Below are 26853 nucleotides of genomic sequence, written 5' to 3'. Positions count from 1 at the left end.
GCTTCTACGAAGCCGCCCCGAAATTTTAATCGTATAATTGCATCAAATAAATAAGAACTTCCGGAATTTTCGGAGGTTTTTATATTATATGTTTTCCCAAGTGGATTTTATCTCCTGCATTTTTATCAAATAAAAATAAAGCGGAATTAATTCTAACCTGATCGTAAAATTGATATTGGGAACGGTAAATGGTATAATTACCATCATAATGACATAGATAGCAATACCGGCAATTGCATCTATAATGGCAGCTTTCGGTGCCCAAGGCTGTTCAAACCAAAGACCATAAGCTACAACTCCTTTATAAATTATTAAAAGAATAATGAAGAATCCGGCTAAAGTATAAGGATGATTTGCTTCGATCCCATAAATCGACAGCGCTGTATTTGACAGAAATAATCCGCACATTACGATTGTGATTCCCACAAAACCACCGAGTAAAAATAACCATATGAAAATTTTTATCCATACAGGTAACAGATCACTCCTCCTTACAAAATTACTTTTTACATCAAACTCCTCAAAAGTTGATCTTTCTTCCATGATATATTAGTTTAATAATTATTCTTCTCCAAAAAATGCATTGGAACTTCCGATCCAGATGGCATCTTTTTTATTGAAATCCACATTTACCATGTCGGCTTTCGTCATTCTCCCAAGATTTTGCAGCAAAATAGGCCGTTCGTCATTTTCCCGCCAAATATACAACAATCGGATCTCAGCTTTTGAAAATTCTCCGTTAATATCTTCAAAAACCGGTTCGTACGTTACTTTTCTCTGTAAAATATAATTTCCCTGATCCTCAATAGCCTCTGTAATTTCTTTGGTCGGATGTAAATTGACACCGCTTCCCGCAAATGAGAATAAAGGTTTCAGGACAAAATTTTCAAGGCTTTCACTGTCAGGAAATTCATGCAGGAAATAACTTTTCGGGACAAACTGATGTTTTAAAAACGGTAGTAAAAATTTAGAAATTTTAAAGAACCAGTTTGGATGTGTTATCCAGGTTACATCGACTTCTTCACGGAAATTAAACTCGGTTTTAAGATCAGGTATCCGGTCTAATTCATCAAAAATTACGCGGTTATAAATCCTTCTGATTTCCGTTAATTTTCCGTCATTTTCATAAAACAGTTTTTTGCCTTCCTTTTTTATCTTGGTTAGGCAGACGGTTTTTATTCCCAACAGTTTTTCAGTCAGGATAAAATCAATAACGGTTTTCTGCTTTTCAGGATAAATTTCTAAAACAATGATATGTTCAGGGTTTTCTTTTCCCACAATCAGTTCCTTAAGATAGTCCCTGAACTGTTCATGGGGCATTTCATTACGGATTTCCGATAGAAAAGGGTAGACGTCACAGAATGTATCTTCAAAGATTTCCTGAAAGGCATATAATGAAGGGAAGGCCTGCAGCTCAATTAACTGCGGTTCAATGTTTCCGTTTTCATTCTTGCAGATCCCGAAATCAATGGTGAAAAAATGAGGCTGATCCGTATCATTCGGCACCCGGCAGTTATCGGGAACCGCTTTCTGTAAAGTTTCTTTGGGTAAAGATTTGATCTGGTCAATAATACTGTTGCTGGCATCCAGTAATTTTGATTTAAATTCTCCGGTCAGGAACATCGGGCTTTCGGAAATTCTGAATGCCGGCTCCAGACCGCTTTTCTGCTTCAGGATTGCTTTTACCTGATCATATTTTTCCTGAGAAAATTCTTCATTGAACTGCTTTCTGTATTTCGGGATCATAGTTTTCTTTGTGATTTAATTTTAAAGTGCCTCTAAACCATCGCTTCAGACTGTTTCATGATATTTTCCTTGGCAAACTGTAAAAATCCCGGAATGATCTGTGCCTGGGTTAATAGGATTTTATCAGGATCATCGATCCGGTCAATGGTTTCAAGGTATTTTTCCATACCGAAGCTGTCGATCATCGCCTGCCTGTTTTTTTCGTCTTTCAGGTTTTCGATCATGCCCGCAGGATTGGCTTCAGGGTGAAACTGGGTGCCGAAAATCTCTTCTGAAAAACGGATGGCCATTACCGCTCTTTCAAGATTAATATGCGGACGGAATTTTTCAATGCCGACAATTTTCATTCCGAGTTCTTCAAGACGCGCAAAATCAGGTTTAATAAACTGGTAGGCTCTTGAATCTACGGCATAGAAAGGTTCCGGAAGATTTTGAAATAAAAATTCCCGTTCGCCGTCTTCCGTTTTATGAATCGGCATTACTCCGAATGAATACGACTTTCTTTTGCAGATATTCCCCAGTTTCCAGTGGATGCTGGCTACCTGAAAAGAGTGGCAGATCAGGAAGAGATATTTTTTGGACGTATGAGAGGCATTGTGCTTAAAAATCTGATCCAGAAAATCTGAAAATTTGTCCTCCCATTCCAGGCCTTCCTTATGAGGATCGCCCGGGCCTCCTGAAGATATGAATATATCAAAATCATGAATATCAGGGATCTCATTTTTAAAGCGGACATCAAATGTATCGATTGTTACATTTTCACTGCAGCTTTCCTTAAATGCTTCCGAAATCTCTGTTATATTTTTAAAGCCCTGATTGACACGGTTGTTGTTCATATCCAGCAAAGCCATTCGAATATCCTTCATATCAAACTTTATATTTTTACAAAGTTAATCAAAATGTTACCATGCATTTTCATTATGTGTTATGCCGTACTCTGTTTCTGAGATCATATAATCCACAACCTTTGTCAGTTCTCCTGTTTCTTTTAAAACCCGCAGCTGGCGGTCTGCACCGGTACCGTGTTCCAGGATTTTCCATGCATATTCCACTTCTTCCCTGCATCCCAAGTCATCGACTACATCATCAATAAACTCAAGCAATTCTTTTAACAGATCCGGATAAGGAACAGATTCTTCTTTACCAAAATCAATAAGATGGGCTTCAATTCCGCTTTTGGAAGCCCTCCATTTATTTTCATTCAGCAGTAACCTGCGGTAGCTCCTGAAACTTAAATTCTGTTGGTGAAGCTTGTAGATCTTAGCCACGAGGCTCTGCATAATGGCAGCCATACAGACGGTTTCATCAATCCTCAGCGGCATGTCACAGATTCTGAACTCAATGGTAGGGTAGAACGGGTGGACCCTTAAATCCCACCAGATTTTCTTGGCATTGTCAATGGTTCCTGTTTTTACCAGAAGATCCACATAACTGTCAAATTCAGCCAGAGAGTTAAAAAAGCTAGGGATCCCCGTTCTCGGGAACTTTACAAAAATTTCCTGCCGGTAGGATTTAAAGCCTGTATTTCTTCCGATCCAGAAAGGTGAATTTGTGGATAACGCATATACATGGGGAAGAAAATAACGCATGACGTTCTGAATTCTTACCCCTTCTTCACGGTTCGGGATCCCGATATGCACGTGAAGCCCGAAAATAAGATTTCCGCGCGCCACGTCGCCCATGTCGTCTACAATTTTGTTGTAGCGTTCACCATTGGTAATTGTATTATGCTCCCAGTTTGAAAAAGGATGCGTCCCGCCGCCGGAAACCCGGAGGCCCTGTTCGTGGGCGGTCCTGATCAGGTGCCTTCTCAGGTTGGTCAGTTCCGCCTTGGCTTCCTGGATATTCTGGCAGATGCCCGTTTCCATTTCAATCATGGATTCATGCATCTCATGTTTCAGGTTTTCACTTAAAACGGCTTTTCCGCCTTCAATGATTTTCGAAACATGAGACACCAGATCCCTGCTTTCAACATCAATAATTTGATATTCTTCTTCGATTCCGATCGTAAACTGATGCATGGTTTGTGCTTTTATTGTATGTTCTTATTGTACAGAATCCTTCACAAAAGTTCCCCATGAAATATTCGGTTTTCCGGGAACATATTCTTTCGCTTTTTCAACAGCCAGTTTTGCAGCATGTTCTACAATCCACGCGAAATTCTCTTCTCCTACAGCATTTCTGTCTGCATCCGGAGCCGGGTTACAGAAGTCGATGGCATACGGGATTCCGTCTTTTACCGCAAATTCAACGGTATTGAAGTCGTATCCAAGCGCTTCATTCATTTTAATGGTGTAATCATGAATGGTTTTCAACAGTTTTTCCCGTTTTTTACCCTTCGTTTTATGCGTGGTTTCGTATCGTAAATGAGGCTCATTTCTCGGTTCGTAAGGCATGATGTGGACATACTTTTTACCTAAACAGTACACCCGGTAATAATCTTCAAAAATGATTTCTTCCTGCACCATCATAACCAGCTGTTCCGTTTCACCTAATTTATTCCATAAATCTTCCGGGCTTTCCACACGGTAGACATTTCTCCAGCCGCCGCCGTCGTGGGGCTTCATATAAGCCGGGAACCCGACATAATTGAAAATATAGTCCCAATCGTGAGGGAATTTCAGGTTTCTGAAAGAGGTTTCCGAAGTATTGGTCGGTCTTTCATGTGAAGGCAGCAATACCGTTTTCGGTAGCGGGATTCCGAGTTTGGACATTAAAGCATTGTTAAAAAATTTTTCATCTGCACTCCACCAGAACGGATTGTTAATAACATATGTTCCGTTCAATGCTGCATTTTTAAGATAGGCCCTGTAAAAAGGGACATCCTGAGAAATCCTGTCGATAATGACTGCATAACCGTAATCTTCTCCCTGTTCCAGTTTATCAATAGTTACCGGTTCGGCAATGATCTCTCCGCCGCCCAGTTCATTTACTTTATCGATAAAAGCCCAGGGAAATGTATCTTCCATACCGAATAGAATTCCAACCTTTTTTGCCATAACTGAATGTTTTTTAATATTTTATGTTTGATTATAATTTTGTTTATGAAAAGAATGTTCCGATGAAAGTGGGGAAAACCATGCGCCACAATGGCCAGTCATGGTTAATCCATTTTCTCTCGTCATACCAGAAATCAATTCCTTTTGCCCTTAAGATTTCTGCCATTTCAATATTCTTATCTTTACAGATGTCCTGATCCGAGGTGCTTAACACAATATGCATATGCCTGTATTTCCAGGCTTCATCATTTTTTACAAATTCTTTCGGGCAGTTGAAGTAAACCAGGTCATCAGAATACCCGTCCATGAAATTCCGAATGCTGAAGGCTCCGGAAAGACAGAATAAATGTGAAACGACATCCGGAAACCTGAAGGCAAAATTGGCGGCATGATATCCTCCGAAACTGGCACCTGCCACGGCCACGCGGTGTGTTTGGTGAAGTTTCTGGATATAAGGTACAAATTCCTTAATAAGAAACTGTACATATTTTTCATAATTCCTTATTCTCTGTTGCGGAGAAATACTTTCGTCGTAAAAACTCCGGCTGTCAATGGTCTGGATGTTATAAAGCTTTACCTTTCCCTGTTCTACAAACCAGTTGATGCTTCCGTTTAAATGGAAATCATGGTTCTGCGTATATTGTCCCTGAGAAGTGGGGAACATAATGACCGGATGGCCGTAATGTCCTGTTACCTCAACTTTAAGGCTGATTCCTAAAATATTTGAATAATAATCCGTATGTTCTATCTGCGGCATTTTTTTTAATTTTGAATGATACTTTTGAAATTATATAAACTTAACGAATTTAATTCCTTGACAATTCATTTATGAAGGATAATTTGACTGGCTTTAATTTTGAAAAAAATTCCTCAGATAACTAAATGCTGTCAAATCAATAATTTCTTTAATATGAATGTCTCTATTCATTGAAGCTATGAACTGGGTTTGCTTTTCGGAGGAAGGATGCTGAGCATTTCCGCATGGATCTTTTCCGCAGCTTTATCCAGACGCTCCTGAATAATCTGGGCGCTTTTTGATTTGTAGACGATTCCTGCGTGATGTTCAATCGGTAGGAATTTTATAGCTTCTTTACATTCAAACTGGTTATAATCTGCATCTTTATCTTTAATCAAAGCGATGATCAGTCCTGAATAATAGGCTGTGGCTTTTGGGATTTTGTATTTTTTCCCCCATAACAAAGCATCTTCTATTTTTGCCCATTCTCTCCAGATATTAATGTTGCTTGAAGCTTCCACCAGATCAGGTATATGCGCACCTCCGACTCTTGAAGACGTCTCCAGGAAATAATAGGTGCCATCTTCTTTACTGCGGATAAACTCTGTATGTGTGGCACCGTTCATCAGTCCGAAACTGGAAAGTACTTTGGCATTGGCTTCTTTAAGTGCTTTATATTCGGCGGATGCTTTCCCCAGAGTTTTTGTCCTGAATACCCCGCCGTCATGGGAAACTTCCATTGGCGGTGCGAGATATTTTGAAGCTGATGTAAAAACAATTTCTTTATTAAAAGTAAGGCTGTCTACATGGTACACGTCACCGGGCTTAAAGCTTTCCAGCAAAAATAAATGCCTTTCTTCTCCCAGATGGTTAAGGGCATCCCAAAGGTCTTCTTTGGAGTTGAGTTTTTTTATTCCTGAAGCAGATGCTTCAGACCGTGGTTTCAGGACCCATGGAGCACGAACTGTATCAGCGAAAGCATTCACCTCATCATTATTGAAAACTGCTGTAAATTCAGGGACATTAATTCCCGAATCCTTTGCTTTCTGCCTCATGGCCAGTTTATCCCTGAAATAGCGGTGTGTGGTCTGTCCCATCCCGGGGATCCGGAAAGTTTCCCTGATCAGGGCTGCTTTTTCTACATCGTAATCATCAAGTGCAATTACCGCATCTACTTTTCTGGTCTGCATCAGGTGGGAAAAACCCTGCACAAGATGATCCAGGTTCCAGACGGACGGTTTTATTTCGGGCATGTAGAAGACTTCATCAATAGCATGCCATGGCCAGTTTTTATCTTTAAGATTTTCTGACGTTATTAAGATGACTGTATTACCGAGTTCCTTTATTTCATCCATGAAGTCATAACCCTTGTAATAGCACGAAATACATACTATCGTTTTTTTCTCCATATAATGTTTATTAGCTTTTGGTGAATTTTCAAAAATAAAAGTGTTTTCTGGTTAAACACCTGCTATTGAAATGCAAATTATAATAGGTATTTGAAAATTGCTCTATCAAGTATACAGAGATTTTTTTTAATAAACTAATTTTTAGTGATAATTTTCGATTAAATCTGCCAGTAACTGCACCCCGAATCCGGTTGCTGCTTTCTCTTTTGCATATCCTACATTCCCGAATGCAACACCTGCAATATCAAGATGTGCCCATTTCGGATGGCCTTCTGTAAACTGCTCAAGGAATTTTGCCGCTACAATACAGTCCCCGATGGGCTTCATAGAAATATTTTTAAGATCGGCCACATCAGACTGGATATCGTCTTTCCAGATATCCCAGAGCGGCAGGCTCCACAGCCTCTGGTTGGTTTTGTCGCCGGTTTTAATCAGGAGGTCTTTCAGCTCGTCACTGTTGGAAAACAATGCTCCGCAGGTATCACCGAACATTCTTACTGAACTTCCGGTCAGCGTGGCAAGATCAATCAGGAAATCTGTCTTATAATTTTTAACCAGATAGGAGAGTGCGTCTGCTAAAACCATCCTGCCTTCGGCATCGGTATTTAAAACCTCAATCGTTTTACCGTTATAGGCCGTAATGACGTCACTCGGAAGGAAGGCTTTTTCAGAAACGGCATTGTCCGTTATAGGAAGAACAGCAATGATATTTACCGGGAGCTGCATTTCTGCGGCATAAATCAGTGTTCCCAAAACGGCTGTTGCCCCGCCCATATCTGATTTCATGTAATGCATGTTATCCGGGTTTTTCAAAGAAACTCCGCCCGTATCAAACAGGACACATTTCCCGACAAGGCCGAAAGTTATGGCATTTTTAACTGTTGTCCTGTATTCCATAATGGTGAAAGCAGCATCATAGGCACTGCCCTGGTTAACGGCAAGATAAGCACCCAGGCCAAGTTCCTCACATTTTCTCCTGTTAAAGACTGTATATTTCAGGTCATGCTTTTTTGCGAAATTTTTAAGATATGCACTCAGGATATCAGGTTTCTTGAAATTGGCAGGTTTGTTTAACCATTCCTGACAGGCCGTCTGCCCATTGCTTAAAGCTTCAGTTTTCCGGCTGATATGGTCTAATTTTTTCTGGCTTAAATTTTCAAAATGAAGCTCAAATTTTGCATTCCAGAAGACATGGTCTTTTTCAAACGGATAATGGTAGGTTCCGTTCAGCAGGCCTTTTACGAGTTCTTCAAACTGTCGTTCGTTCATGAAATCTGCCACCACAAGGGTGGGGACCGCCTGCAGGTTTTTTTTATGGGCCTGCGAAAACTTAACGGCCACCTGTTGGATCTCGAAATTCTGCAGCGTGGATTTCCCGAGCCCGATGAAATAGGCAATTCCTTCTTCATGGGTATGGATGAAAACTTCATTTTTTTTGCCGGTGAAGAATGTGGAAATATTTTTATTGAAATTTTTTCCGGTCTTTATCCATTCCTCTTCGGTAAATACATGGAAAATCTGGGTGTAGGATTTATTCTTTTTATTGATGAGTCTCATACCTGTTAATTTTTAATGCTTTGCTGATGGGGCTTTACTTCCACCGGATTTTCTGTATTGTTGTAAAAAAGCCATTCGATGGCCCTTGGGAATTCCTGCGACCAGTAAAATTCACTGTGGGTACCTTCAGGATTGATGCTCGTCCTGAATTCAAAATCAAAAAGGTTTTTCTTTTCCCACCGTTTGAGGTACTGCTCAAAAACCTGGATCCTTTTTACCATTTTGGATCCTTCCTGTTCGCCGCCGTACAGGTAAATTTTAGTACTGAAAGGAGTCCTGAAATTCATCATCGGGAAGTTATTGTTCGGTTCAACCCAGAGAGAAGGTGAAAAAATCAATAATTTGGAATACACTTCAGGATACAGGAAACCGCTGTAGATACTGATCAGGGCGCCCAGGGAGCTTCCCCCGATTCCCGTATTTTCACGGTCTCTTTTGGTGCGGTAATTCTGGTCTACAAAAGGTTTTAAGGTATCGGTAATAAAACGGATGTATTTTTTTCCTTCCGAACCGTTGGCCACATGGTCATTATCGAAGATGTACTCTTTAACCCTTTCCTCGCTTCCGTGTTCTATGGCAATAATGATAATATCCCCGCGGCCGTATTCTGCCAGAATGGAAAGTTTTTTATCAATTTCCCAGTTGCCGTAGCCGCTGCCCTCATTAAAGAGATTCTGGGCATCCTGAAGATACAGCACAGGATAGCTTCTGTCTGAAATATAATAGTCATAGGGTAGGAGTGCCCAGACTTTCCGTGAACGCTCCAGCTGCGGAATATAAAATTCTTCCGAGATAATTTCTGCAATCGGGAAAAATTCCTTTTTGAAAGGTCCCCAGTTAAATCTCCAGTTTTCTACCTTATCAACCGTTTTCCCTGTATATTTTGAGGCTTTTCTGTTGGGGGTGATATTCCCGTGCGAATCCAGTTCTACACTTTCCCAGCCGCCTTTTGCAAATTTGTATTCGATATGATCCGGTAGAACCTGCGGGTCAATTTCAATATAATAATTCCGGGCGTCCGACTGTTTAAGTTGAAAGCGGTAATCTTTAGGGTTCCAGTTGTTGAAATTTCCTGTAATAAAGATCGCTCTCTCATCATTCGCTTCCGTATAAAGTTCAAACCTCATCATGCGTGTTTAAAATTCTGAGTGCTAAATTTATAAAAAAATCTTTTAAATCTCATCACCATTAAAGCCTTAAAAGGTGATTAAAAATTAATATATTTGATAGATACAAATCATGGTATGTGATTAACATAATAATAACTTCATTAATAATTAACACGTGCTGCAGTTTGTTTTAGTACTTTCAGAAAATATAAAAATTAAATCAAGCCGTAATGAATTCGGTTAAAACATATACACTTTTTACGGATCATGATATTTACCTTTTTAAGAAAGGGAGTCATTATAAGCTCTACGAAAAATTCGGTGCCCATTCCGTTGAGAGAGACGGGGTAAAAGGCGTTTATTTTTCCGTCTGGGCTCCCAATGCGAAGAAAGTTTCGGTAATTGGTAATTTTAACCGCTGGGACCATCAGGAGCATATTCTGTTTCCGAGATGGGATAAATCAGGCATCTGGGAAGGGTTTATTGCAGGCTTAACCTGGGGAACGCTGTACAAATATGCTGTTGAAACAGCCTTGGGGGAAGTTCTGGAGAAAAGCGACCCGTATGCATTAAGCTGGGAGCAGAACCTTCAGGCCGCCTCACTGGTCTCTACCACCTGGTATGAATGGGATGATAAGGAATGGATGGAGAACCGCTGGAAGAACAACAGCCTGAAAGCTCCTGTTTCCGTCTATGAAATCCACCTTGGCTCATGGATGAGAAATCAGGACAATCCTGAACGTTTCCTGAACTACCGCCAGATAGCAGAAGAATTAGTTCCGTATGTGAAAGAAATGGGGTTTTCCCATGTAGAGTTTATGCCGGTCATGGAATATCCGTATGACCCGAGCTGGGGCTATCAGATCACCGGCTTCTTTGCAGCTACGTCGCGCTTCGGGTCCCCACAGGACCTGATGTTTTTAATTAACGAGCTCCACCGGAATGAAATCGGGGTTATTTTGGATTGGGTGCCGTCCCATTTCCCGGGTGATGCCAATGGGCTGCACCGTTTTGACGGTTCTTACCTGTACGAGCATGAAGATCCCAGAAAAGGCTTCCATCCCGACTGGAAATCCTATATTTTCAACTACGGAAGAAATGAAGTGAAATCTTTTCTTATTTCCAATGCGATGTTCTGGCTCGAGAGATACCATGCAGACGGCTTGCGGGTAGATGCGGTAACTTCAATGCTTCACCTTGATTATTCCAGAAAGGAAGGCGAATGGGAACCCAACATACACGGAAATAATGTAAATCTTGAAGCCAAAGCTTTTTTACAGGATTTCAATACAGCCGTTTATAAAGAGTTCGGAGACCACATCATCACCATTGCAGAAGAAAGCTCAGATTTCCCGATGCTGACAAAACCTGTTCATGACGGGGGCGTAGGTTTCGGAATGAAATGGATGATGGGCTGGATGCATGACACCCTGGATTATTTTAAAAAAGATCCAATAGAAAGGAAGTTTTATCATCATAAGCTCACCTTTGCTTCGATGTACATGTATAATGAAAATTATATGATGCCTCTGTCGCACGATGAAGTGGTGCACGGAAAAGCAAGCCTGATCTATAAAATGCCGGGCGATGAATGGCAGAAATTTGCCAATCTCCGGGCCCTGTATGTTTACATGTTTACGCATCCCGGTGCCAAGCTTTTATTTATGGGAGACGAATTCGGGCAGACCGGTGAATGGAATTTTACCCGCAGTCTGGACTGGAATCTGCTCCAATATCCTGTTCATAAAGGCCTGCAGGCTTTGGTTAAAGGCCTGAATCACCTCTACAGAAGCGAAACTGCTTTTTATGAAACCCAGTTTGATAGCAGCGGTTTTGAATGGGTGGAAGCTGATGATCAGGAAAATTCAGTGTATATCTATTTAAGAAAAGGGAAAAAGAAAGATGATGTTTTTATGGTTATTCTTAATTTAACGCCCAGGGTTTTAGATTATAAAATAGGAGTACAGGCCGAAAGCCGTTGGGAAGTGGTTTTTAATTCCGATGATGAAAAGTATGCAGGAAGCGGCGTAAAACCGGATATTTTTGATGAGCAGGAGGAAGTATATAAAGGGCATCCGAAGTCAATCAGCATAAAGCTGTCTCCGCTTTCAGGAATGATTTTAAAGAAAAAAGACAAAAAATACAGACAAAGCAGAATTAATCAACGCAAAAGATAAAGCAGAACAATGATCATATATCATCTAAGCACGGAATGTTATCCGGTTGCAAAAGTGGGGGGACTGGCCGATGTAGTAGGGGCTTTGCCTAAATATCAGAATAAAATTAACGGGATTGATGCCAAGGTGGTGATGCCATGGTACAACAAGCCTTTTGTCGCAGAACATGAATTTGACATCGTTTTTGACGGGTTTATCCATCAGGGATCCAATATGCTTCAGGTTCAGGTATTGAAGGAAAAATCCGATACCCTGGGATTTGAGCTGTATCTGGTAAGGATTCCGGGATTGCTGGACAGGGATAATCCGTACGGATACCAGGATGAAAATTTCCAGTTCATAGCTTTTCAACACGGTGTCCTGCACTGGCTGAGTGCGATGCAGATCCGCCCCGATGTTTTGCACTGTCATGATTACCATACCGGATTGGTGCCCTTTATGGTGGAACACTGCCCTGAATTTTCTTTTCTGAAAGGCGTTAAAACCATCGGAACCATTCACAATGGCGAATATCAGGGAATGATGAGCTGGGAAATGGCGAATTACATGCCAGGATTTGACCGCTACCGTTGGGGATTGCTGGACTGGAACGGGCTGATTAATCCTCTAGCAAGCATGATCAAATGTGCCCACAGTTTTACAACGGTTTCCCAGGGATATCTTGAGGAACTTTTTGTAAGCTTCAGAGGGCTGGAAAGCCTAGTGCGTTACGAATCAGGAAAAGCATATGGAATCATCAACGGGATTGATGCCGAGGTATGGAACCCTGAAACCGATCCGATGCTGGATTTTAATTTTAGTCCTGAAAATGCAGTGGTACAGAAAAAGAAAAACAAGAACAGTCTCTGTAAAGCATACGGCCTTAGGCCTGAACTTCCCCTGTTTGCTTTTATCGGCAGGTTTGCTACGGAAAAAGGAGCCGATTTACTGCCTGACATTGTTTCAAGAAGCATCAAACAAAGTTTCGGGGGACTGAATATCATGATCCTGGGTTCCGGAAATTCCTATATTGAAAATAAGCTGAAAGAATACGACTATACTTATACCAATTTTGCTTTGGATTTAGGCTATAAAGAGCACCTTTCCCATCAGATCTATGCTTCGGCAGATTTCCTGCTTATGCCGTCACGGGTTGAGCCGTGCGGACTGAACCAGATGTATTCCATGAAATACGGAACTGTCCCTATTGTTTCCTATACAGGAGGCCTGAGAGATACGGTAAAAGACATTTCAACAGGTGGCGCAGGCATCAACTTTACATATCCTGGAGTAGATGATATTGTCCATGCAATGAGCAGGGCATTAATGCTATACAACCAGAAAGGGATGATGGGAAATCTTATTCAGGCCAATATGAGTTTTGATTTTGCCTGGGAAAAGTCAGCAGAGAAATATATGGCTTTATACAACAGTTAAATAAAATAATGAAAAATATATCCTGTATATGGGTGTTTGGTTTAATGTTTGCCGTTCCCATTGTGATCAGGGCCCAAAACAACATGCCGATGACTGCATTTCATAACCGGCAGGCAACAATGAACGAACAGCAGAGGCTTAACCGCTTTATTGAATTAAGTTACAGGAATTATCCATCTAATTCTGAAACGCGGTTAAAGATGAGTTACAATCAATTGTCGAGGATCGAAGGACGGATAAAGAAGATAGAGACAGAAATTGCAGCAGATGAGGCAGGGACTGATCAAAAGGAAGATCATTTAAAAAAGATGAACAGCCGGAAAGCCAGGTTAGATAATCTGTACAATGAAAAGCAGAAAACGCAGGAAATAATAGACAGGCTGGAGTCTTCCGGTAAAGAGACGGAAAAAATAAAAACTGATACATTAAAATAAATTAATATTAACTCCAAGATAAAAACGCAACATAATTTATGAACCGCAATGTTATATCCATTGTTTTAGGGGGTGGCAGAGGAACAAGGCTTTTTCCTTTAACGTATACGAGATCAAAACCGGCTGTGCCTATTGCAGGTAAATACCGTTTAGTAGATATTCCTATTTCCAACTGCCTGAATTCGGGGATGAATAAAATCCTTGTTCTGACGCAGTTTAATTCAGCTTCATTAAATTCACACATCAAGAACTCCTATCATTTTGATATTTTCAGCAAAGGGTTTGTGGATATTCTGGCAGCAGAGCAGAACGTTGAAAACGAAAGCTGGTACCAGGGAACAGCCGATGCCGTAAGACAATCGATGAAACATCTGGAAAAATATGATTATGAGTATATCTTAATTCTTTCCGGTGACCAGCTGTATCAGATGGATTTCAAAGAAATGCTAGATTTCCATATTGAAAAAGGCGGTGATGTAACCATTGCTACCATTCCGGTAAATGCCAAAGATGCGACAGGTTTCGGAATCTTAAGTTCCGATGATGAAGGGAACATTACCTCTTTTGTTGAAAAACCGGGTTATGATATGCTGGATGGCCTGCAATCTGAAGTATCTGAAGAAAATAAACACGCGGGAAAAGAATATCTTGCTTCGATGGGGATTTATATCTTCACAAAAACGATTCTTAAAAAAATGTTTGAGGACGGAGCGGGAGACGATTTCGGAAAAGATATTATTCCCAATTCAATCGGGAAATATACAACGCTGAGTTACCAGTACGAAGGCTATTGGACGGACATCGGAACTATCGAATCTTTTTACGAGGCCAATCTGGACCTGTGTCAGGATTTCCCGCAGTTTAACTTATTTTCCTCTTCGCCGATTTATACAAGAGCCAGAATGCTTCCTCCTTCCAAAATAAACGGATCTTACGTGAGCAAGGCGGTTTTCGGAGACGGATGTATCATCATGGCCGATAAAATTGAAAATTCAGTAATCGGAAACAGGACCAGGGTAGACAAAGGAAGTACCATTGTTAATTCTTACGTGATGGGTGCGGATTTCTATCAGGATACCATGGAAATTATAAACAATGACAGGGAAGGCCGTCCCAATATGGGAATCGGGAAATACTGTTATATCGAAAAAGCGATTTTAGATAAAAACTGCTATATCGGCGACAATGTAAGAATCATCGGCGGTAAACACCTTAAAGATGGCGACTACGGCACCCATTCTGTACAGGACGGTATTATCGTAGTGAAAAAAGGGGCAATTCTTACCCACGGCACCCATATCGGATAATTTAAACAAACATACAGCAGAAGTGATCAATATATTGGTCACTTTTGTTATTTATGCTACATTTGTACGATGCGTTTTTTTAAGATCATAGCGGTACTGATAGTGTTGATGATCGGGGCTTATGCGGCTTCGATGTATTATTTTGTGGATGAAAGCAAAGATTTCAGGATAGAGAAGGAAATTGATTACCCCGTTGAAAAGGTTTTCAGCCAGTTCAATAACCTGCAGCACTTTACCCGCTGGAATAATTTCTTTACCGGTTCCCCGACTATTGATATTGATTACTATACGCCTTATGAGGGACAGGGGAGTTCCATCAGCTATACAGATCCGAAAAACGAAACCAACGGAGAAATGTTTATCCGTTACGAAAATCCGAATAAAACGCTGAGATATCAGCTTTTCGAAAACCGCAACGAAAGCCCTACTCTGGTGGATGTAAAATTTAAAGCGCTTTCAGCACAGAAAACCAAAATCACTTGGATTGTCCATACACCCAAATTATCAGTGTTAAAACGGGTCGGGAACTTCTGGACGGAAGACCGGTTTTCCGAAAATATTGATAAAAGCATGGTCAACCTTAAAAATTCCTTAGGTAATAAAGTGGAAAAAGACAACCAGATGGCCGCAATAAAATACGACAGCATTATGGTTGAAAATGAAGAGGAAAAACTGCTCCTTGGGATCAATGTCAGCACCTCCAATAAAAAAGATGCGCTGTACAGGAATATCGTAATGAATTATAATAAAATTTATACGTACACCACGATGGATCTGGGTAAAAAAGATGATGAGTTCGGTTTTCCGGTCCTGATTACGGATGCAGATAATTACAAAGACAAGGAAGTATCCTATTTCCTCGGGATCCCCTTATCCAAAAAGTTTGGGATCACAGACAATAACTTCAGTTTCAGGACACAGAATCCCACTCAGAATTATGTCATGTATTACAAAGGTAATTATGAGGCAAGGGTAAAAGCCCTGCAGCAGCTGATCCAGAAAGCCAAAAAGGACGAAATGCGGTTTAATGACATCCGTCAGACTTTCCTTGAACGCCCGGCGGAAGATCAGGAGGTCAATATGAAACTCTCATTATCAGTATTTAAGTAAATCCCCCGGAAATCCCCCGGAATATATTTTTTTATGGTTTTTTTAATAGTTTAAAGACTGTTATACCTCGGTTTTTTTTATTAAATTTGAAGATTAATTCTACTAACAAATTTTAATAACAGATAAACTGTAATAATGGACAGATTTTCATTCCTAAACGCAGCTCATTCTCAGTTAATTGAGGATTTATACCAACAGTATTTAAAGTTCCCGGACTCTTTAGAACCATCATGGAAGGCCTTTTTTCAAGGCTTTGATTTTGCGTTGGAGAACTACGGGGATGATGATAATATCCAGTATATTCAGACTTCTGCAGCTCCTGCACCTGCAGTACAGCAAATTTCCCAGGCCGCTGCCAACGGCGAAGTTCCCGAGCATATCAAAAAAGAATTTAAGGTGGTAAACCTTATTGAAGCTTACAGAAGCAGAGGCCATCTGTTCACACAAACCAATCCTGTTAGAGAAAGAAGACATTATACTCCTACACTGGACATCGAAAATTTCGGGTTAAGCAGCGCGGATCTTCAGACTAAATTCAACTGTGCACTTGAAACAGGGATGAAAGAGCCTGCGACACTGCAGGAACTCATCAAGCACCTGGAGAACATCTATTGTGATTCTATCGGTGTGGAGTACATGCACATCAATAATGTTGAGGAGAAAGATTTTATTAAAAAATGGCTTCAGGTTAATGAAAACCATCCCAATCTTTTGGCCAACGAAAAAACAGAAATTCTATTAAAATTAAACCAGGCGGTAGCATTTGAAAATTACCTTCATACCAAATTCGTAGGACAGAAAAGATTCTCTCTGGAAGGAGGCGAAACGTTGATTCCTGCACTGGATCAGCTGATCTCAAAATCTTCACAGCTTGGCGTTGATGAAGTGGTACTGGGGATGGCTCACAGAGGAAGGCTTAATGTTTTATCCAATATTTTCGGTAAATCTTACAAGCAGATTTTCTCGGAATTTGAAGGAAAGGAATTTGAAGAAGATGTTTTTTCCGGTGACGTAAAATACCATTTAGGTTCATCTAAAACCGTTAAAACCGCTTCCGGAGAACAGGTTTCAATCAATTTGACACCGAACCCGTCTCACCTTGAAACAGTGGCTGCCCTTGTAGAAGGGATCTGCCGTGCGAAGGTAGATGATAAATACAAAGGGGATTATTCTAAAATATTACCGATTGTCATCCACGGTGACGGCGCTATTGCCGGACAGGGTATTGCTTACGAAGTTGCCCAGATGATGACGCTGGAAGGATACAAAACCGGAGGTACGGTTCATATTGTAGTCAACAACCAGGTTTCCTTTACCACCAATTACGTTGATGCAAGATCTTCGACATACTGTACAGATATCGCCAAAGTAACGGAATCTCCTGTAATGCACGTTAATGCAGATGATGCGGAAGCTGTGGTTCACGCCATTCATTTTGCTGCAGATTTCAGAGCGAAATTTGGTAAAGATGTGTATATTGATTTGTTGGGATACAGAAAATATGGTCACAACGAAGGGGATGAGCCAAGGTTCACCCAGCCTAATTTATACAAATTGATTTCAAAACACCCGAACCCGAGAGAAATTTATAAAGACCAGCTTCTTAAAGACAGCATAACTTCAAATGACGTTATCGCTAAAATGGAAGCCGATTTCAAAGGACTTCTGGATAAAGATTTTGACGCATCCAAAGAAATCGAGAAAAATGTAATGGACGTTTTCATGTCAGAAGACTGGACGAATTACCCTATTGCAAAAAGAGGGGCCGTTCAGGAATCTGTTGATACGAAATACGACCTGGAAAAACTGAAGGAACTGGCAATTAAAATGTCTACGCTTCCTTCCGATAAAAAATTCATCAATAAAATTACCAGGCTTTTTGAAAACAGGATCAAAGCCATTGAAGGAAACTCTTTAGACTGGGCTTTGGGAGAATGGCTGGCGTATGCTACCTTGCTTACCGAAGGACACAACATAAGAATCTCCGGTGAAGATGTGGAAAGAGGAACATTCTCTCACAGGCATGCTGTAATAAAAACAGAAGATACCGAAGAAGAATACATCCCGTTAAGACAGGTTTCTGAAAGCAGGTTTGATATTTACAATTCCCATCTTTCCGAATACGGCGTTTTAGGTTTTGATTACGGTTATGCAATGGCTTCTCCTAACACGCTTACCATTTGGGAAGCACAGTTCGGGGATTTCGTTAACGGTGCCCAGATTATTGTTGACCAGTATCTGGCGGCCGCAGAAGAGAAATGGAAAATTCAGGACGGACTGGTTATGTTACTGCCTCACGGTTCGGAAGGGCAGGGTGCAGAACACTCTTCAGCAAGACTGGAAAGATTCCTTACCCTTTGTGCCAATGAAAACATGGTGGTGGCAAATATTACATCGCCTGCCAACTATTTCCACCTGTTGAGAAGACAGCTGAAATGGCCGTTCAGAAAGCCGTTGATCGTCATGAGCCCGAAATCGCTGTTAAGACATCCGAAAGTGGTTTCCCCGCTTGAAGATTTTGCAAACAAAGGATTCCAGCCGATTTTAGATGATCCTGCTGCTGATCCTAAAAAAGTTGAGAAACTGGTGCTTTGTTCAGGTAAGCTGTACTTTGAGCTGCTTGCTAAAAAAGAAGAATTGAATGCTGAAAATGTTGCATTGGTAAGATTCGAGCAGTTATATCCGCTTCAGGCAGATGCCATTGAAGCCGTATTCAGCAAATATGAAAACAAAACATCCATTGTCTGGGCTCAGGAAGAGCCGGAAAACATGGGTGCATGGTCTTATATTTTAAGGAACTTCAGAGATACAGGAATTCAGGTGGTAGCACCGGTTCCAAGCGGTGCCCCGGCTCCGGGAAGCCATAAAATGTTCGAAAAGAACCAGAATTTGGTCATCAACAGGGTATTTGACAGAGATGACGCTCCGGCAAAAAGACCTGTTACCGCTTAATTTTAAATAATAATCAATCAATAAAAAATAAAAAATACGATATGTCAGTTTTAGAAATGAAAGTTCCTTCACCGGGCGAATCAATTACAGAAGTTGAAATTGCAACCTGGCTTGTGAAAGATGGTGATTACGTAGAAAAAGATCAGCCCATCGCTGAAGTGGATTCAGATAAAGCGACACTTGAACTGCCTGCTGAAGAAAGTGGTATCATCACTTTGAAAGCTGAAGAAGGAGATGTGGTACAGGTAGGACAAGTGGTGTGTTTAATTGATAGGGATGCTGCAAAACCTTCAGGTGATGCTGGCGCTGCTCCGGCTGCTGAAGCTCCTAAACAGGAAGAGGCCCCGAAAGCGGCTGAACCGGCTAAACAACAGGAAGCTCCGAAACCTGCTGCACAACCTGCAGCGGCTGCAAACCAGACCTATGCAACCGGTGCTCCGTCTCCGGCGGCTAAAAAAATTCTTGACGAAAAAGGAATTGATGCCTCACAGGTTTCAGGTTCCGGAAGAGACGGAAGAATTTCTAAATCTGATGCTGAACTGGCAGCGGTTCCTGCATTGGGAGGAAACCCGGTAAGTGCTACAGGATCCAGGTCTACAACCACCACCAAACTTTCAGTTCTCAGAAGAAAAATTGCTCAGCGATTGGTTTCTGTGAAGAATGAAACGGCGATGCTGACCACTTTCAATGAAGTTGACATGTCTGAAATCTTCAGATTAAGAAAACAGTATAAAGAAGAATTTGCCCAAAAGTACGGGGTAGGGCTTGGCTTCATGTCTTTCTTCACGAAAGCGGTAACCAGAGCTTTACAGCTGTACCCAGATGTAAATGCATCAATTGACGGGGATTTCAAAGTAAACTACGATTTCTGTGATATTTCAATTGCCGTTTCCGGTCCTAAAGGATTGATGGTTCCGGTATTGAGAAACGCTGAAAACATGTCTTTCCAGAGTGTTGAAGCCAACATTAAAGATTTGGCTATAAAAGTAAGAGACGGAAAAATAACGGTTGACGAAATGACAGGCGGTACTTTCACCATTACCAATGGCGGTACTTTCGGGTCTATGTTGTCTACACCGATTATCAATCCTCCTCAGTCTGCAATTCTGGGAATGCACAATATTATCCAAAGACCGGTTGCTGTTGACGGGCAGGCGGTAATCCGTCCGATGATGTATGTCGCAATGTCTTATGACCACAGAATTATCGACGGTAAGGAATCTGTAGGTTTCCTTGTAGCGGTAAAAGAAGCGATTGACAATCCGGTAGCCGTTTTAATGGGCGGAGACGAAAGAAAAGGTCTTGGTCTGTAATCAATCAGGCTAATTGCATATAAGTTACGGTCTCGCCTCAAAAAGGCGAGATTTTTGTATCTCTTACTATAAATACGAGCATGATGTTTTCACAAACTACCTCAAATATCAAAGTTTCAGTCGTCCCTGAGTATGATAGCAAGAACAGTTACCCCTCGGAAAACAGATATGTTTTCAAGTATAATATCACCATTGAAAATGACGGTGATTTTCCTATAAAAGTACTGAAGAGGAAGTGGCTTATTTTCGATGTGGGTTTCGGGTTTACGGAAATTATCGGTGACGGCGTTATCGGATTAACCCCTGAAATTCCGGTCAACGAAAATTTTACTTATTTTTCCAATGTTATGCTCCGTTCAGGAGTTGGCCACATGAGTGGAAAATACCTGGTGAGGAATATGGAGACCGACGAAAATTTTGAAATTGACATCCCGAAATTTAATTTATTATCTGAAGTACTGAGTAATTAATTGCAAGTTCAATAATAAGACTAAAGCTTCTTAATTTTAAGCTTCATATAATCTGATACTTCATCATTACTGGTCAGAAGCAGCTTTTCGAAAGCCAGTAAAGATATTTTGGCGCAGACTTCTGCATCATCTCCTGCTCTGTGGTGGTTAAATTTAATCTGATGATATTCTGCAAGGTGTTTTAAGCCGTATTTCGGCAGATAATTCCATGATTTCTTAGCCAGCTGAATGCTGCACATATAATTCATTTTTGGCGTAAACATTCCGTAATGGTTCAGGCAGCCCCGCAATACTCCGGCATCAAAACCTGCATTGTGGGCAATCATTAAAGTTCCGTACATCATTTCTTCAACTTCATACCAGATCTCATCAAAAGTAGGTGCATCTTTCACGTGATCCGGAAGAATACCATGTACATCTACATTAAAAGGACTGAAATACGGAAAGCTCGGTGGCTTGATCAGCCATGTTTTGGTTTCCACGATTTTAGAATCCTGTACGATGCATACTCCCAGCTCACAGGCTGAATTCCTTTCATGAGTAGCTGTTTCAAAGTCGAGTGCACAAAAATCCATTAGCTTGATTGATTTAAAGTGTTTGAATTAAAATTATTTTCTTCCTGAAAAATGTTTAAAGATCAGCCATTCAGACTGGTAGAACTTATTTTTCTGATGCTTCTGGCGGCGCTTCCAGGTTCCCGGAGCCTGGATATAAAATGAAGAATGCGCTCTCCCTACAGCCCAGAAATGCGCGAGTCCATATTTGTATCCGAAATAGGCAGCAGCAAACCCGTCAAGGCAGAGCCTTAAGAAAAGGATCCCGACCAGTTTTGGAAAAGGAAGGTTCTTCAGCATCATGGAAAGGTTGTTCCTGATATTCAGGAATGTCTTTTGAGGACTTTGCTTGTTAAGTGTTCCGCCACCGACGTGGTAAACTTCAGATTTCCCGGTATAAAAGATTTTTTTTCCGGAATTGATCAGTCTCCAGCAGAGATCAATTTCTTCCTGATGTGCAAAGAACCGTTCATCAAAACCGTTCTGTTCCCAGAAGTCTTCAGACCGGATGAATAAACAGCAGCCGGAAGCCCAGAAAATTTCCGTTTCATCATTATACTGTCTTTTATCTTCTTCCAGGTCATCAAAAACCCTTCCTCTGCAGTATGGATAGCCCAGGTTATCGATTAAGCCTCCTGCAGCACCGGCAAACTCAAAATATTTTCTGTTGTCAAAAGATAAAATCTTAGGCTGAACGGCTGCAATTGACTGATCTTTTTCAAATAACTGCAGAACAGGTTCAATCCAATGTTCCGTAACTTCCACATCAGAATTCAGTAAGCAGTAATAGGAATTGCTGATCTCTTTTAATCCTTCGTTATAGCCTCCTGCAAAGCCGTAATTCTTATTATTGCGGATAATTCCTACCGAGGGAAAATGAGTCTCTAAAAACGCAACAGAATCATCTGTAGAAAGATTATCGATAACATAAATATCCGCGCCCTGAGAAAACCGGACAACATTAGGAAGAAACTTTTCAAGCCAGTTTTTTCCGTTCCAGTTTAAAATGACAACGGCTAACTTTTCAGACATACAATCTATTTTTTTTCGGAATCAAAATTTTTAATGGCATCCTGATATTTCCATTTTCTGTGTGACCATAGATAATTATCAGGGCGTTTGTGCAGTGTATTTTCCAGCAGCTTATGGAATTTTTTAACCACTTCGTGCTCCACAAACTTTTCTCCGTCAGGTTCGATCCTGTGATAGTTTATCTGATAAAACCCTCTTTTTACCTTCTTCATCTCACAATAAATGAAAACAAGATCCATCCGGGTAGCTAGCTTATCGTATCCTGTAAAAACCGGGGTCCTTTGATTCAGGAATTCCAGTCCGTAAGTAATGTGTGAAAAATGCGGGGTCTGGTCGGCTACGAACAAGTAGGCGGCATTACCTTCATTTTTTGACCTGAAAATATGAAGAATGACTTCTTTGGCTTCCAGGGCTTCATTACCGAATTTGTTCCGGATCATTTTCATCTGATCCTCCCAGAAACTGCTTTTTACCTTGCGGTAAACGGGATAACTGTGATCCTGAGGAACAATTGTTGCCAGAGCATTCATCCATTCCCAGTTAAAGACATGCCCGGCCAGCAGGATGATATTTTTTCCTTCTGTTTTGGCATCCTGGAAAAGTTCCTGGTTGATATGCTGCATTCTTACCCTGGCTTCTATCTCAGAAATAGTAAAAGACTTAATGGTCTCAACGAGATAATCGGAAAAATTCCTGTAGAACTTTTTCCTGATCGCAGCAATTTCTGCATCAGACTTTTCGGGGAATGAATTTTTAAGATTCTCAGTGATCACTTTTTTTCTGTACCCAACAAAGTAATAGTTCAGAAAGAACATGATATCCGAAAATATGTACAATATTTTCAGCGGAAGCTTCGAAATTAAATTTAATATACTGATCAGGAATTTCATAAAACAGGCAAATTTACGGATAATAAAATTATGGTTCTCTTTTTGCAGGCAATAAGTATTATTTTTTTATTTTTATAGTATGAAAAAAGTATTGTTAACAGCGTTTTTAGGATTCAGCAGTATTGCTTTTTCCCAGGAACTGAAAGATAAACCCAAAGTAAAGGAAGCGGATAAGACCTTATTGGTGCCTGCGGACCAGGCAGAGATGGATGCAAAGAAGAAAGCTGCGGAGGAAAAGACCAAGCTTCCTAAACCCTACGATCCGAAAGCCGATGCAGAGAAAGACATTCAGAACTTAATAGCAAAAGCTAAAAAAGAAAAGAAGAACATCATGATCCAGGCAGGCGGAAACTGGTGTATCTGGTGTTTAAGGTTTAATAATTTTGTACAGACTACACCTGAACTGAAACAGATTGTGGATGACAATTACCTGTATTACCATCTTAATTACTCTCCGGATAATAAAAATGAAAAGGTTTTCTCTAAATATGGAAACCCGGGCGACAAATTCGGATACCCGGTTTTTATAGTCTTAAACAAAGACGGAAAACAGATTCACATCCAGCCCAGCGATGTTCTGGAAGAGGGGAAAGGATACAGCCTGGACAAAGTAAAAGACTTTCTGCAAAAGTGGAAAGCCAACTGATAAAAAAAGAAGCCGTCTCCTTTTGGAGACGGCTTTTTATGTTGCGATAAATCGCTTTTTTATTAAGCTTCTTCAGATTCAGGCTTAGCTTCTTCTTTTTTAGGAGCAGCAGGAGCTTGTGGAGCAGGAGGAGCGTCAGATACGATATCGAATTCGAAATTGTACTCAACGTTTCTGTGCAATCTGATGTTAGCAGTTACTTTACCTGTTCTCTTAATTGTGTTCCCAGGAATTTTGATGTATTTCTTGTCAACAGAAACTCCAGTTTTAGCAAGAGCAGCAGAAAGATCTGCATTGTTGATAGATCCGAATAATTTGTCACCAGAACCTACTTTTGCAGGAATAGTGATAGAAGTTTTCTTTAATTGATCTACTACACCGTTTGCTGTAGCGATTAATTTAGCTTCTTCTTCTTTTCTGGCTTCCAAAGTAGCTTCAAGAGCTGCTTTATTTTTAGGTGTAGCCAAAAGTGCGATACCTTGAGGAAGTAAGAAGTTTCTGGCATAACCAGGCTTTACGCTTACTGTGTCGAATTCAAGACCTAAGTTTTCTACGTCTTTTTTTAGGATAATGTCCATTGTTGTTGTCCTTTTTTTAGATCTTAGAATTATCTAAAATCAAGTTAGAATTAATATTTATTCAGCAACAAAAAGCCAAAAGCGATGTGCTAATGGCTAATTGTAATTTTTTTATTTCAATAAGTCAGCCACGTAAGGCATCAAAGCCAAGTGTCTTGCTCTTTTGATTGCAGCAGAAACTTTTCTCTGGTATTTTAAAGAAGTACCTGTATATCTTCTTGGTAAGATTTTACCCTGCTCGTTTACGAACTGTAATAAGAAATCAGCATCTTTATAATCAACGTGCTTAATTCCGTATTTTTTGAATCTACAATATTTCTTTTCAGATTTTGTATTGATATCAAGCGGAGTAAGGAATTTTACTTCAGATTCTCCTCCAGCTGAGGCTTGTTTAGCCATATCATCTATTGCCATGTCTTGTCTTTTTTAAATAGGGGTTAATAATTAAGCTCTAGCTGCTTTTACTTTTGCTCTTCTTGTTACAGCGTACTCAACAGCGTGTTTGTCAAGTTTTGTAGTCAGGTAACGGATTACTCTCTCGTCACGTTTGAATGCCAATTCTAAATCAGCTACTACAGAACCTTCACCTTTAAATTCGATTAAAGTGTAGAATCCGTTCTTTTTTAATTGGATAGGATACGCTAACTTTTTTAATCCCCAGCTTTCTTTAGCAACGATTTCGCAGTTCTTTTCTTTGATAAGATCTTCAAATTTTTTCACTGCTTCCTCCACCTGTGCGTCAGATAGAACGGGAGTTAAAATGAAAACAGTTTCGTAATTGTTCATAATGTAAATGAATTTGTTATTTATTTCGAGGTGCAAAAGTAGGAAATATATTTGTAATAAGCAATATGCGGTTCAATTTTGTTAATGGTTTTGAACAGATATTTCTGATAAATACAGAGGTATTGAATCTCTGCAAAGCCTGATATCGTACAATTTTATAAAATTATCCGGTTAAATCGAGTAGGCTTTAGTATTATCAAACAAAAACCTCCGGAGCATCCGAAGGTTTATATTATGAACCGGTAATTACTTATTACCAATTTTACTCATTACTTATATTTCCGTGTTCAGATCCCAGTTTTGAAGGTAGTCATGAACATGTTTCAGCATCATTCCGCCTAAAGAACCGTCTACCACTCTGTGGTCATAGGAATGGGACATAAACATCAGCTGACGGATCGCAATAACATCACCGTCTTTAGTTTCAAGAACGGCAGGTTTCTTAACGATTGCACCGATTGCCATAATAGCAACCTGCGGCTGAGGAATAATAGGGGTTCCCATAAGGTTTCCAAAGCTTCCTACGTTAGAAATTGTATAGGTGGCACCTTGGGTGTCTTCAGGTCTAAGTTTTTTGTTTCTCGCTCTGTATGCCAGATCGTTGATCGCTTTTGCCAATCCTGAAAGTGATAACTGATCAGCATTTTTAATTACGGGAACGATAAGGTTTCCGTCCGGTAAAGCAGTTGCCATACCGATATTGATGTTTTTCTTTTTAATAATGTTATCTCCGTTTAAAGAAACATTGATCATCGGGAAATCCTGAATTGCTTTTACAATGGCTTTCACGAAGATAGGCATGAACGTTAGTTTTTCGCCTTCACGCTTTTCAAACATATCCTTATTTTTAGCCCTCCATTTTACTACGTTGGTAACGTCTGTTTCGATGAAAGAAGTTACGTGTGGAGCAATCTGCTTGGCTTTCACCATGTTTTCAGCAATGATTTTTCTCATTCTGTCCATAGGAATGATCTCATCACCTGCCGCAACCGGAATGGTAGACGCCGGAGCTGAACTTGCCACTGGCTTTGGAGCAGGAGCAGACTGTTGTTGTACAGGGGCTGCCTGCGGAGCCGGCTGGTTCCCTCTGTTGCTTACATAAGCTAAAATATCTTCTTTGGTAATTCTTCCTTCCAGACCGCTTCCTTTAATGGACTTCAGTTCAGTTTCGGAAATATTTTCCTGTTGTGCAATTGATTTTACCAGGGGAGATAAATATAAATCTCCGGAAAACGCCTGTCCTGAAGCAGCAGCAGGCTGTAACGGCTGTTCAATAGCGTTTAAAGTCTCAGTATCCGGCGCAGCTGAAGTTGTTTCAGTTTTTGTTTCTTCCGAAGCTGTATTGCCGCCTTCTCCTTCAATTTCTAAAATAGCAATAGCTTCACCTACCTTGGCAACTTCGTCTTTCTGTTTCAGGATCTTTACGATTTTCCCCGAAACCGGTGTCGGAACATCTGAATCTACTTTATCAGTTGCAATTTCCACTACGGAATCATCTTCTTTTACACTATCACCTTCGCTGAACAACCAAGTGATAATTGTCGCTTCCATAACGCCTTCTCCCATGGAAGGAAGCAATAATTTGTACTCTGCCATTTTTAATTTTTAGATTTTGACAAATATATAAAAAAA

Annotated in this window: 25 protein-coding genes; 9 read left to right on the top strand and 16 right to left on the bottom strand. The window is 40.5% G+C overall.

From position 1 onward, the window contains the following. Positions 1–84 precede the first annotated feature (84 nt). The 9 genes from ASE55_RS03785 to ASE55_RS03745 form a co-directional block, all read right to left on the bottom strand. Entirely contained in the window at positions 85–543 is a 459-nt protein-coding gene (locus ASE55_RS03785) for a hypothetical protein (RefSeq protein ID WP_056215771.1), read from the bottom strand. An 18-nt stretch (positions 544–561) separates the two neighbouring features. Further along, positions 562–1746, bottom strand: coding sequence for a hypothetical protein (locus ASE55_RS03780; protein ID WP_056215768.1), 1185 nt, complete (start codon positions 1744–1746; stop codon positions 562–564). Positions 1747–1778: 32 nt separating this feature from the next. After that, entirely contained in the window at positions 1779–2612 is an 834-nt protein-coding gene (locus ASE55_RS03775) for a type 1 glutamine amidotransferase (protein ID WP_056215765.1), read from the bottom strand. Between the two features lie 36 nt (positions 2613–2648). Then, the gene (locus ASE55_RS03770; protein ID WP_056215762.1) at positions 2649–3767 is read right to left on the bottom strand and encodes a carboxylate-amine ligase; all 1119 of its coding nucleotides are present in this window, start codon (positions 3765–3767) and stop codon (positions 2649–2651) included. Between the two features lie 24 nt (positions 3768–3791). Continuing rightward, positions 3792–4745, bottom strand: coding sequence for a RimK family alpha-L-glutamate ligase (locus ASE55_RS03765; protein WP_056215759.1), 954 nt, complete (start codon positions 4743–4745; stop codon positions 3792–3794). Between the two features lie 43 nt (positions 4746–4788). Further along, entirely contained in the window at positions 4789–5502 is a 714-nt protein-coding gene (locus ASE55_RS03760) for an alpha/beta hydrolase-fold protein (RefSeq protein ID WP_056215756.1), read from the bottom strand. Between the two features lie 176 nt (positions 5503–5678). Next, positions 5679–6890 (bottom strand): acetyl-CoA carboxylase biotin carboxylase subunit family protein, encoded by a 1212-nt coding sequence (locus ASE55_RS03755; RefSeq protein ID WP_056215752.1) that lies wholly within the window; start codon positions 6888–6890, stop codon positions 5679–5681. A gap of 141 nt (positions 6891–7031) precedes the next feature. After that, positions 7032–8447: a leucyl aminopeptidase family protein gene (locus ASE55_RS03750; RefSeq protein ID WP_056215750.1), complete on the bottom strand. Its 1416-nt coding sequence runs from the start codon at positions 8445–8447 to the stop codon at positions 7032–7034. A gap of 5 nt (positions 8448–8452) precedes the next feature. Beyond that, positions 8453–9574, bottom strand: a complete 1122-nt coding sequence (locus tag ASE55_RS03745; protein ID WP_056215749.1) for an alpha/beta hydrolase-fold protein — start codon at positions 9572–9574, stop codon at positions 8453–8455. A 212-nt stretch (positions 9575–9786) separates the two neighbouring features. On the opposite strand from ASE55_RS03745, the gene glgB reads away from it, so the two are divergent. From glgB to apaG, 8 genes are all read left to right on the top strand, one after another. Continuing rightward, positions 9787–11733, top strand: a complete 1947-nt coding sequence (glgB, locus tag ASE55_RS03740) for a 1,4-alpha-glucan branching protein GlgB (RefSeq protein ID WP_056215745.1) — start codon at positions 9787–9789, stop codon at positions 11731–11733. 9 nt (positions 11734–11742) lie between these two features. Then, complete coding sequence (locus tag ASE55_RS03735; RefSeq protein WP_056215743.1) at positions 11743–13149, top strand: glycogen synthase; 1407 nt, start codon at positions 11743–11745, stop codon at positions 13147–13149. Between the two features lie 8 nt (positions 13150–13157). Further along, the gene (locus ASE55_RS03730; protein WP_128414494.1) at positions 13158–13583 is read left to right on the top strand and encodes a hypothetical protein; all 426 of its coding nucleotides are present in this window, start codon (positions 13158–13160) and stop codon (positions 13581–13583) included. A 38-nt stretch (positions 13584–13621) separates the two neighbouring features. Continuing rightward, complete coding sequence (locus tag ASE55_RS03725) at positions 13622–14890, top strand: glucose-1-phosphate adenylyltransferase (RefSeq protein ID WP_056215736.1); 1269 nt, start codon at positions 13622–13624, stop codon at positions 14888–14890. A gap of 69 nt (positions 14891–14959) precedes the next feature. Further along, the gene (locus tag ASE55_RS03720; protein WP_056215735.1) at positions 14960–16000 is read left to right on the top strand and encodes an SRPBCC domain-containing protein; all 1041 of its coding nucleotides are present in this window, start codon (positions 14960–14962) and stop codon (positions 15998–16000) included. 135 nt (positions 16001–16135) lie between these two features. Further along, positions 16136–18952: a 2-oxoglutarate dehydrogenase E1 component gene (locus ASE55_RS03715; protein ID WP_056215732.1), complete on the top strand. Its 2817-nt coding sequence runs from the start codon at positions 16136–16138 to the stop codon at positions 18950–18952. A 41-nt stretch (positions 18953–18993) separates the two neighbouring features. Further along, positions 18994–20265, top strand: a complete 1272-nt coding sequence (odhB, locus tag ASE55_RS03710; RefSeq protein ID WP_056215730.1) for a 2-oxoglutarate dehydrogenase complex dihydrolipoyllysine-residue succinyltransferase — start codon at positions 18994–18996, stop codon at positions 20263–20265. Positions 20266–20345: 80 nt separating this feature from the next. Further along, on the top strand, positions 20346–20735 hold the full coding sequence (gene apaG / locus ASE55_RS03705; protein ID WP_056215728.1) for a Co2+/Mg2+ efflux protein ApaG: 390 nt from the start codon (positions 20346–20348) through the stop codon (positions 20733–20735). Positions 20736–20755: 20 nt separating this feature from the next. Here apaG and ASE55_RS03700 read toward each other — a convergent pair whose 3' ends face one another. From ASE55_RS03700 to ASE55_RS03690, 3 genes are read right to left on the bottom strand one after another with little or no spacing between them, the layout of a single operon-like run. Then, a complete protein-coding gene (locus tag ASE55_RS03700) occupies positions 20756–21310 on the bottom strand; it encodes a 3'-5' exonuclease (RefSeq protein ID WP_056215725.1) in 555 nt (184 codons plus the stop codon). A 33-nt stretch (positions 21311–21343) separates the two neighbouring features. Next, the gene (locus tag ASE55_RS03695) at positions 21344–22321 is read right to left on the bottom strand and encodes a glycosyltransferase family 2 protein (RefSeq protein ID WP_056215722.1); all 978 of its coding nucleotides are present in this window, start codon (positions 22319–22321) and stop codon (positions 21344–21346) included. 5 nt (positions 22322–22326) lie between these two features. Beyond that, positions 22327–23211 carry a lysophospholipid acyltransferase family protein gene (locus ASE55_RS03690; RefSeq protein WP_056215719.1) on the bottom strand — a complete coding sequence of 295 codons (885 nt, stop codon included), beginning with the start codon at positions 23209–23211 and terminating at the stop codon, positions 22327–22329. Positions 23212–23290: 79 nt separating this feature from the next. On the opposite strand from ASE55_RS03690, the gene ASE55_RS03685 reads away from it, so the two are divergent. Next, the gene (locus tag ASE55_RS03685) at positions 23291–23857 is read left to right on the top strand and encodes a thioredoxin family protein (RefSeq protein ID WP_056215715.1); all 567 of its coding nucleotides are present in this window, start codon (positions 23291–23293) and stop codon (positions 23855–23857) included. 62 nt (positions 23858–23919) lie between these two features. On the opposite strand, the gene rplI is transcribed toward ASE55_RS03685, so the two are convergent. The 4 genes from rplI to ASE55_RS03665 all read right to left on the bottom strand — a co-directional run bounded on the left by rplI (position 23920) and on the right by ASE55_RS03665 (position 26817). Beyond that, positions 23920–24435, bottom strand: coding sequence for a 50S ribosomal protein L9 (rplI, locus tag ASE55_RS03680; protein WP_056215712.1), 516 nt, complete (start codon positions 24433–24435; stop codon positions 23920–23922). Between the two features lie 111 nt (positions 24436–24546). Continuing rightward, the gene (gene rpsR, locus ASE55_RS03675) at positions 24547–24849 is read right to left on the bottom strand and encodes a 30S ribosomal protein S18 (protein WP_056215709.1); all 303 of its coding nucleotides are present in this window, start codon (positions 24847–24849) and stop codon (positions 24547–24549) included. 30 nt (positions 24850–24879) lie between these two features. Next, positions 24880–25221: a 30S ribosomal protein S6 gene (rpsF, locus tag ASE55_RS03670; protein WP_056215707.1), complete on the bottom strand. Its 342-nt coding sequence runs from the start codon at positions 25219–25221 to the stop codon at positions 24880–24882. 273 nt (positions 25222–25494) lie between these two features. Next, a complete protein-coding gene (locus ASE55_RS03665; protein WP_056215705.1) occupies positions 25495–26817 on the bottom strand; it encodes a dihydrolipoamide acetyltransferase family protein in 1323 nt (440 codons plus the stop codon). Positions 26818–26853: the final 36 nt, after the last annotated feature.

Origin of the sequence: Chryseobacterium sp. Leaf201 (assembly GCF_001421435.1) — a bacterium.
Lineage (GTDB): Bacteria > Bacteroidota > Bacteroidia > Flavobacteriales > Weeksellaceae > Chryseobacterium.
Note: the sequence above shows the minus strand (reverse complement) of the source record. Positions and strands in the feature narration are given on the sequence as shown.

Excerpts from the sequence above, each read along its gene's own strand:
- odhB (WP_056215730.1), top strand. The coding sequence starts at position 18,994 with ATGTCAGTTTTAGAAATGAAAGTTCCTTCACCGGGCGAATCAATTACA.
- rplI (WP_056215712.1), bottom strand. The coding sequence starts at position 24,435 with ATGGACATTATCCTAAAAAAAGACGTAGAAAACTTAGGTCTTGAATTC.
- ASE55_RS03745 (WP_056215749.1), bottom strand. The coding sequence starts at position 9,574 with ATGAGGTTTGAACTTTATACGGAAGCGAATGATGAGAGAGCGATCTTT.
- ASE55_RS03700 (WP_056215725.1), bottom strand. The coding sequence starts at position 21,310 with ATGGATTTTTGTGCACTCGACTTTGAAACAGCTACTCATGAAAGGAAT.
- ASE55_RS03735 (WP_056215743.1), top strand. The coding sequence starts at position 11,743 with ATGATCATATATCATCTAAGCACGGAATGTTATCCGGTTGCAAAAGTG.
- ASE55_RS03750 (WP_056215750.1), bottom strand. The coding sequence starts at position 8,447 with ATGAGACTCATCAATAAAAAGAATAAATCCTACACCCAGATTTTCCAT.
- rpsR (WP_056215709.1), bottom strand. The coding sequence starts at position 24,849 with ATGGCAATAGATGATATGGCTAAACAAGCCTCAGCTGGAGGAGAATCT.
- ASE55_RS03775 (WP_056215765.1), bottom strand. The coding sequence starts at position 2,612 with ATGAAGGATATTCGAATGGCTTTGCTGGATATGAACAACAACCGTGTC.
- apaG (WP_056215728.1), top strand. The coding sequence starts at position 20,346 with ATGATGTTTTCACAAACTACCTCAAATATCAAAGTTTCAGTCGTCCCT.
- ASE55_RS03760 (WP_056215756.1), bottom strand. The coding sequence starts at position 5,502 with ATGCCGCAGATAGAACATACGGATTATTATTCAAATATTTTAGGAATC.
- ASE55_RS03770 (WP_056215762.1), bottom strand. The coding sequence starts at position 3,767 with ATGCATCAGTTTACGATCGGAATCGAAGAAGAATATCAAATTATTGAT.
- rpsF (WP_056215707.1), bottom strand. The coding sequence starts at position 25,221 with ATGAACAATTACGAAACTGTTTTCATTTTAACTCCCGTTCTATCTGAC.
- ASE55_RS03695 (WP_056215722.1), bottom strand. The coding sequence starts at position 22,321 with ATGTCTGAAAAGTTAGCCGTTGTCATTTTAAACTGGAACGGAAAAAAC.
- ASE55_RS03730 (WP_128414494.1), top strand. The coding sequence starts at position 13,158 with ATGAAAAATATATCCTGTATATGGGTGTTTGGTTTAATGTTTGCCGTT.
- ASE55_RS03690 (WP_056215719.1), bottom strand. The coding sequence starts at position 23,211 with ATGAAATTCCTGATCAGTATATTAAATTTAATTTCGAAGCTTCCGCTG.
- glgB (WP_056215745.1), top strand. The coding sequence starts at position 9,787 with ATGAATTCGGTTAAAACATATACACTTTTTACGGATCATGATATTTAC.
- ASE55_RS03665 (WP_056215705.1), bottom strand. The coding sequence starts at position 26,817 with ATGGCAGAGTACAAATTATTGCTTCCTTCCATGGGAGAAGGCGTTATG.
- ASE55_RS03785 (WP_056215771.1), bottom strand. The coding sequence starts at position 543 with ATGGAAGAAAGATCAACTTTTGAGGAGTTTGATGTAAAAAGTAATTTT.
- ASE55_RS03685 (WP_056215715.1), top strand. The coding sequence starts at position 23,291 with ATGAAAAAAGTATTGTTAACAGCGTTTTTAGGATTCAGCAGTATTGCT.
- ASE55_RS03780 (WP_056215768.1), bottom strand. The coding sequence starts at position 1,746 with ATGATCCCGAAATACAGAAAGCAGTTCAATGAAGAATTTTCTCAGGAA.
- ASE55_RS03765 (WP_056215759.1), bottom strand. The coding sequence starts at position 4,745 with ATGGCAAAAAAGGTTGGAATTCTATTCGGTATGGAAGATACATTTCCC.
- ASE55_RS03725 (WP_056215736.1), top strand. The coding sequence starts at position 13,622 with ATGAACCGCAATGTTATATCCATTGTTTTAGGGGGTGGCAGAGGAACA.
- ASE55_RS03720 (WP_056215735.1), top strand. The coding sequence starts at position 14,960 with ATGCGTTTTTTTAAGATCATAGCGGTACTGATAGTGTTGATGATCGGG.
- ASE55_RS03715 (WP_056215732.1), top strand. The coding sequence starts at position 16,136 with ATGGACAGATTTTCATTCCTAAACGCAGCTCATTCTCAGTTAATTGAG.
- ASE55_RS03755 (WP_056215752.1), bottom strand. The coding sequence starts at position 6,890 with ATGGAGAAAAAAACGATAGTATGTATTTCGTGCTATTACAAGGGTTAT.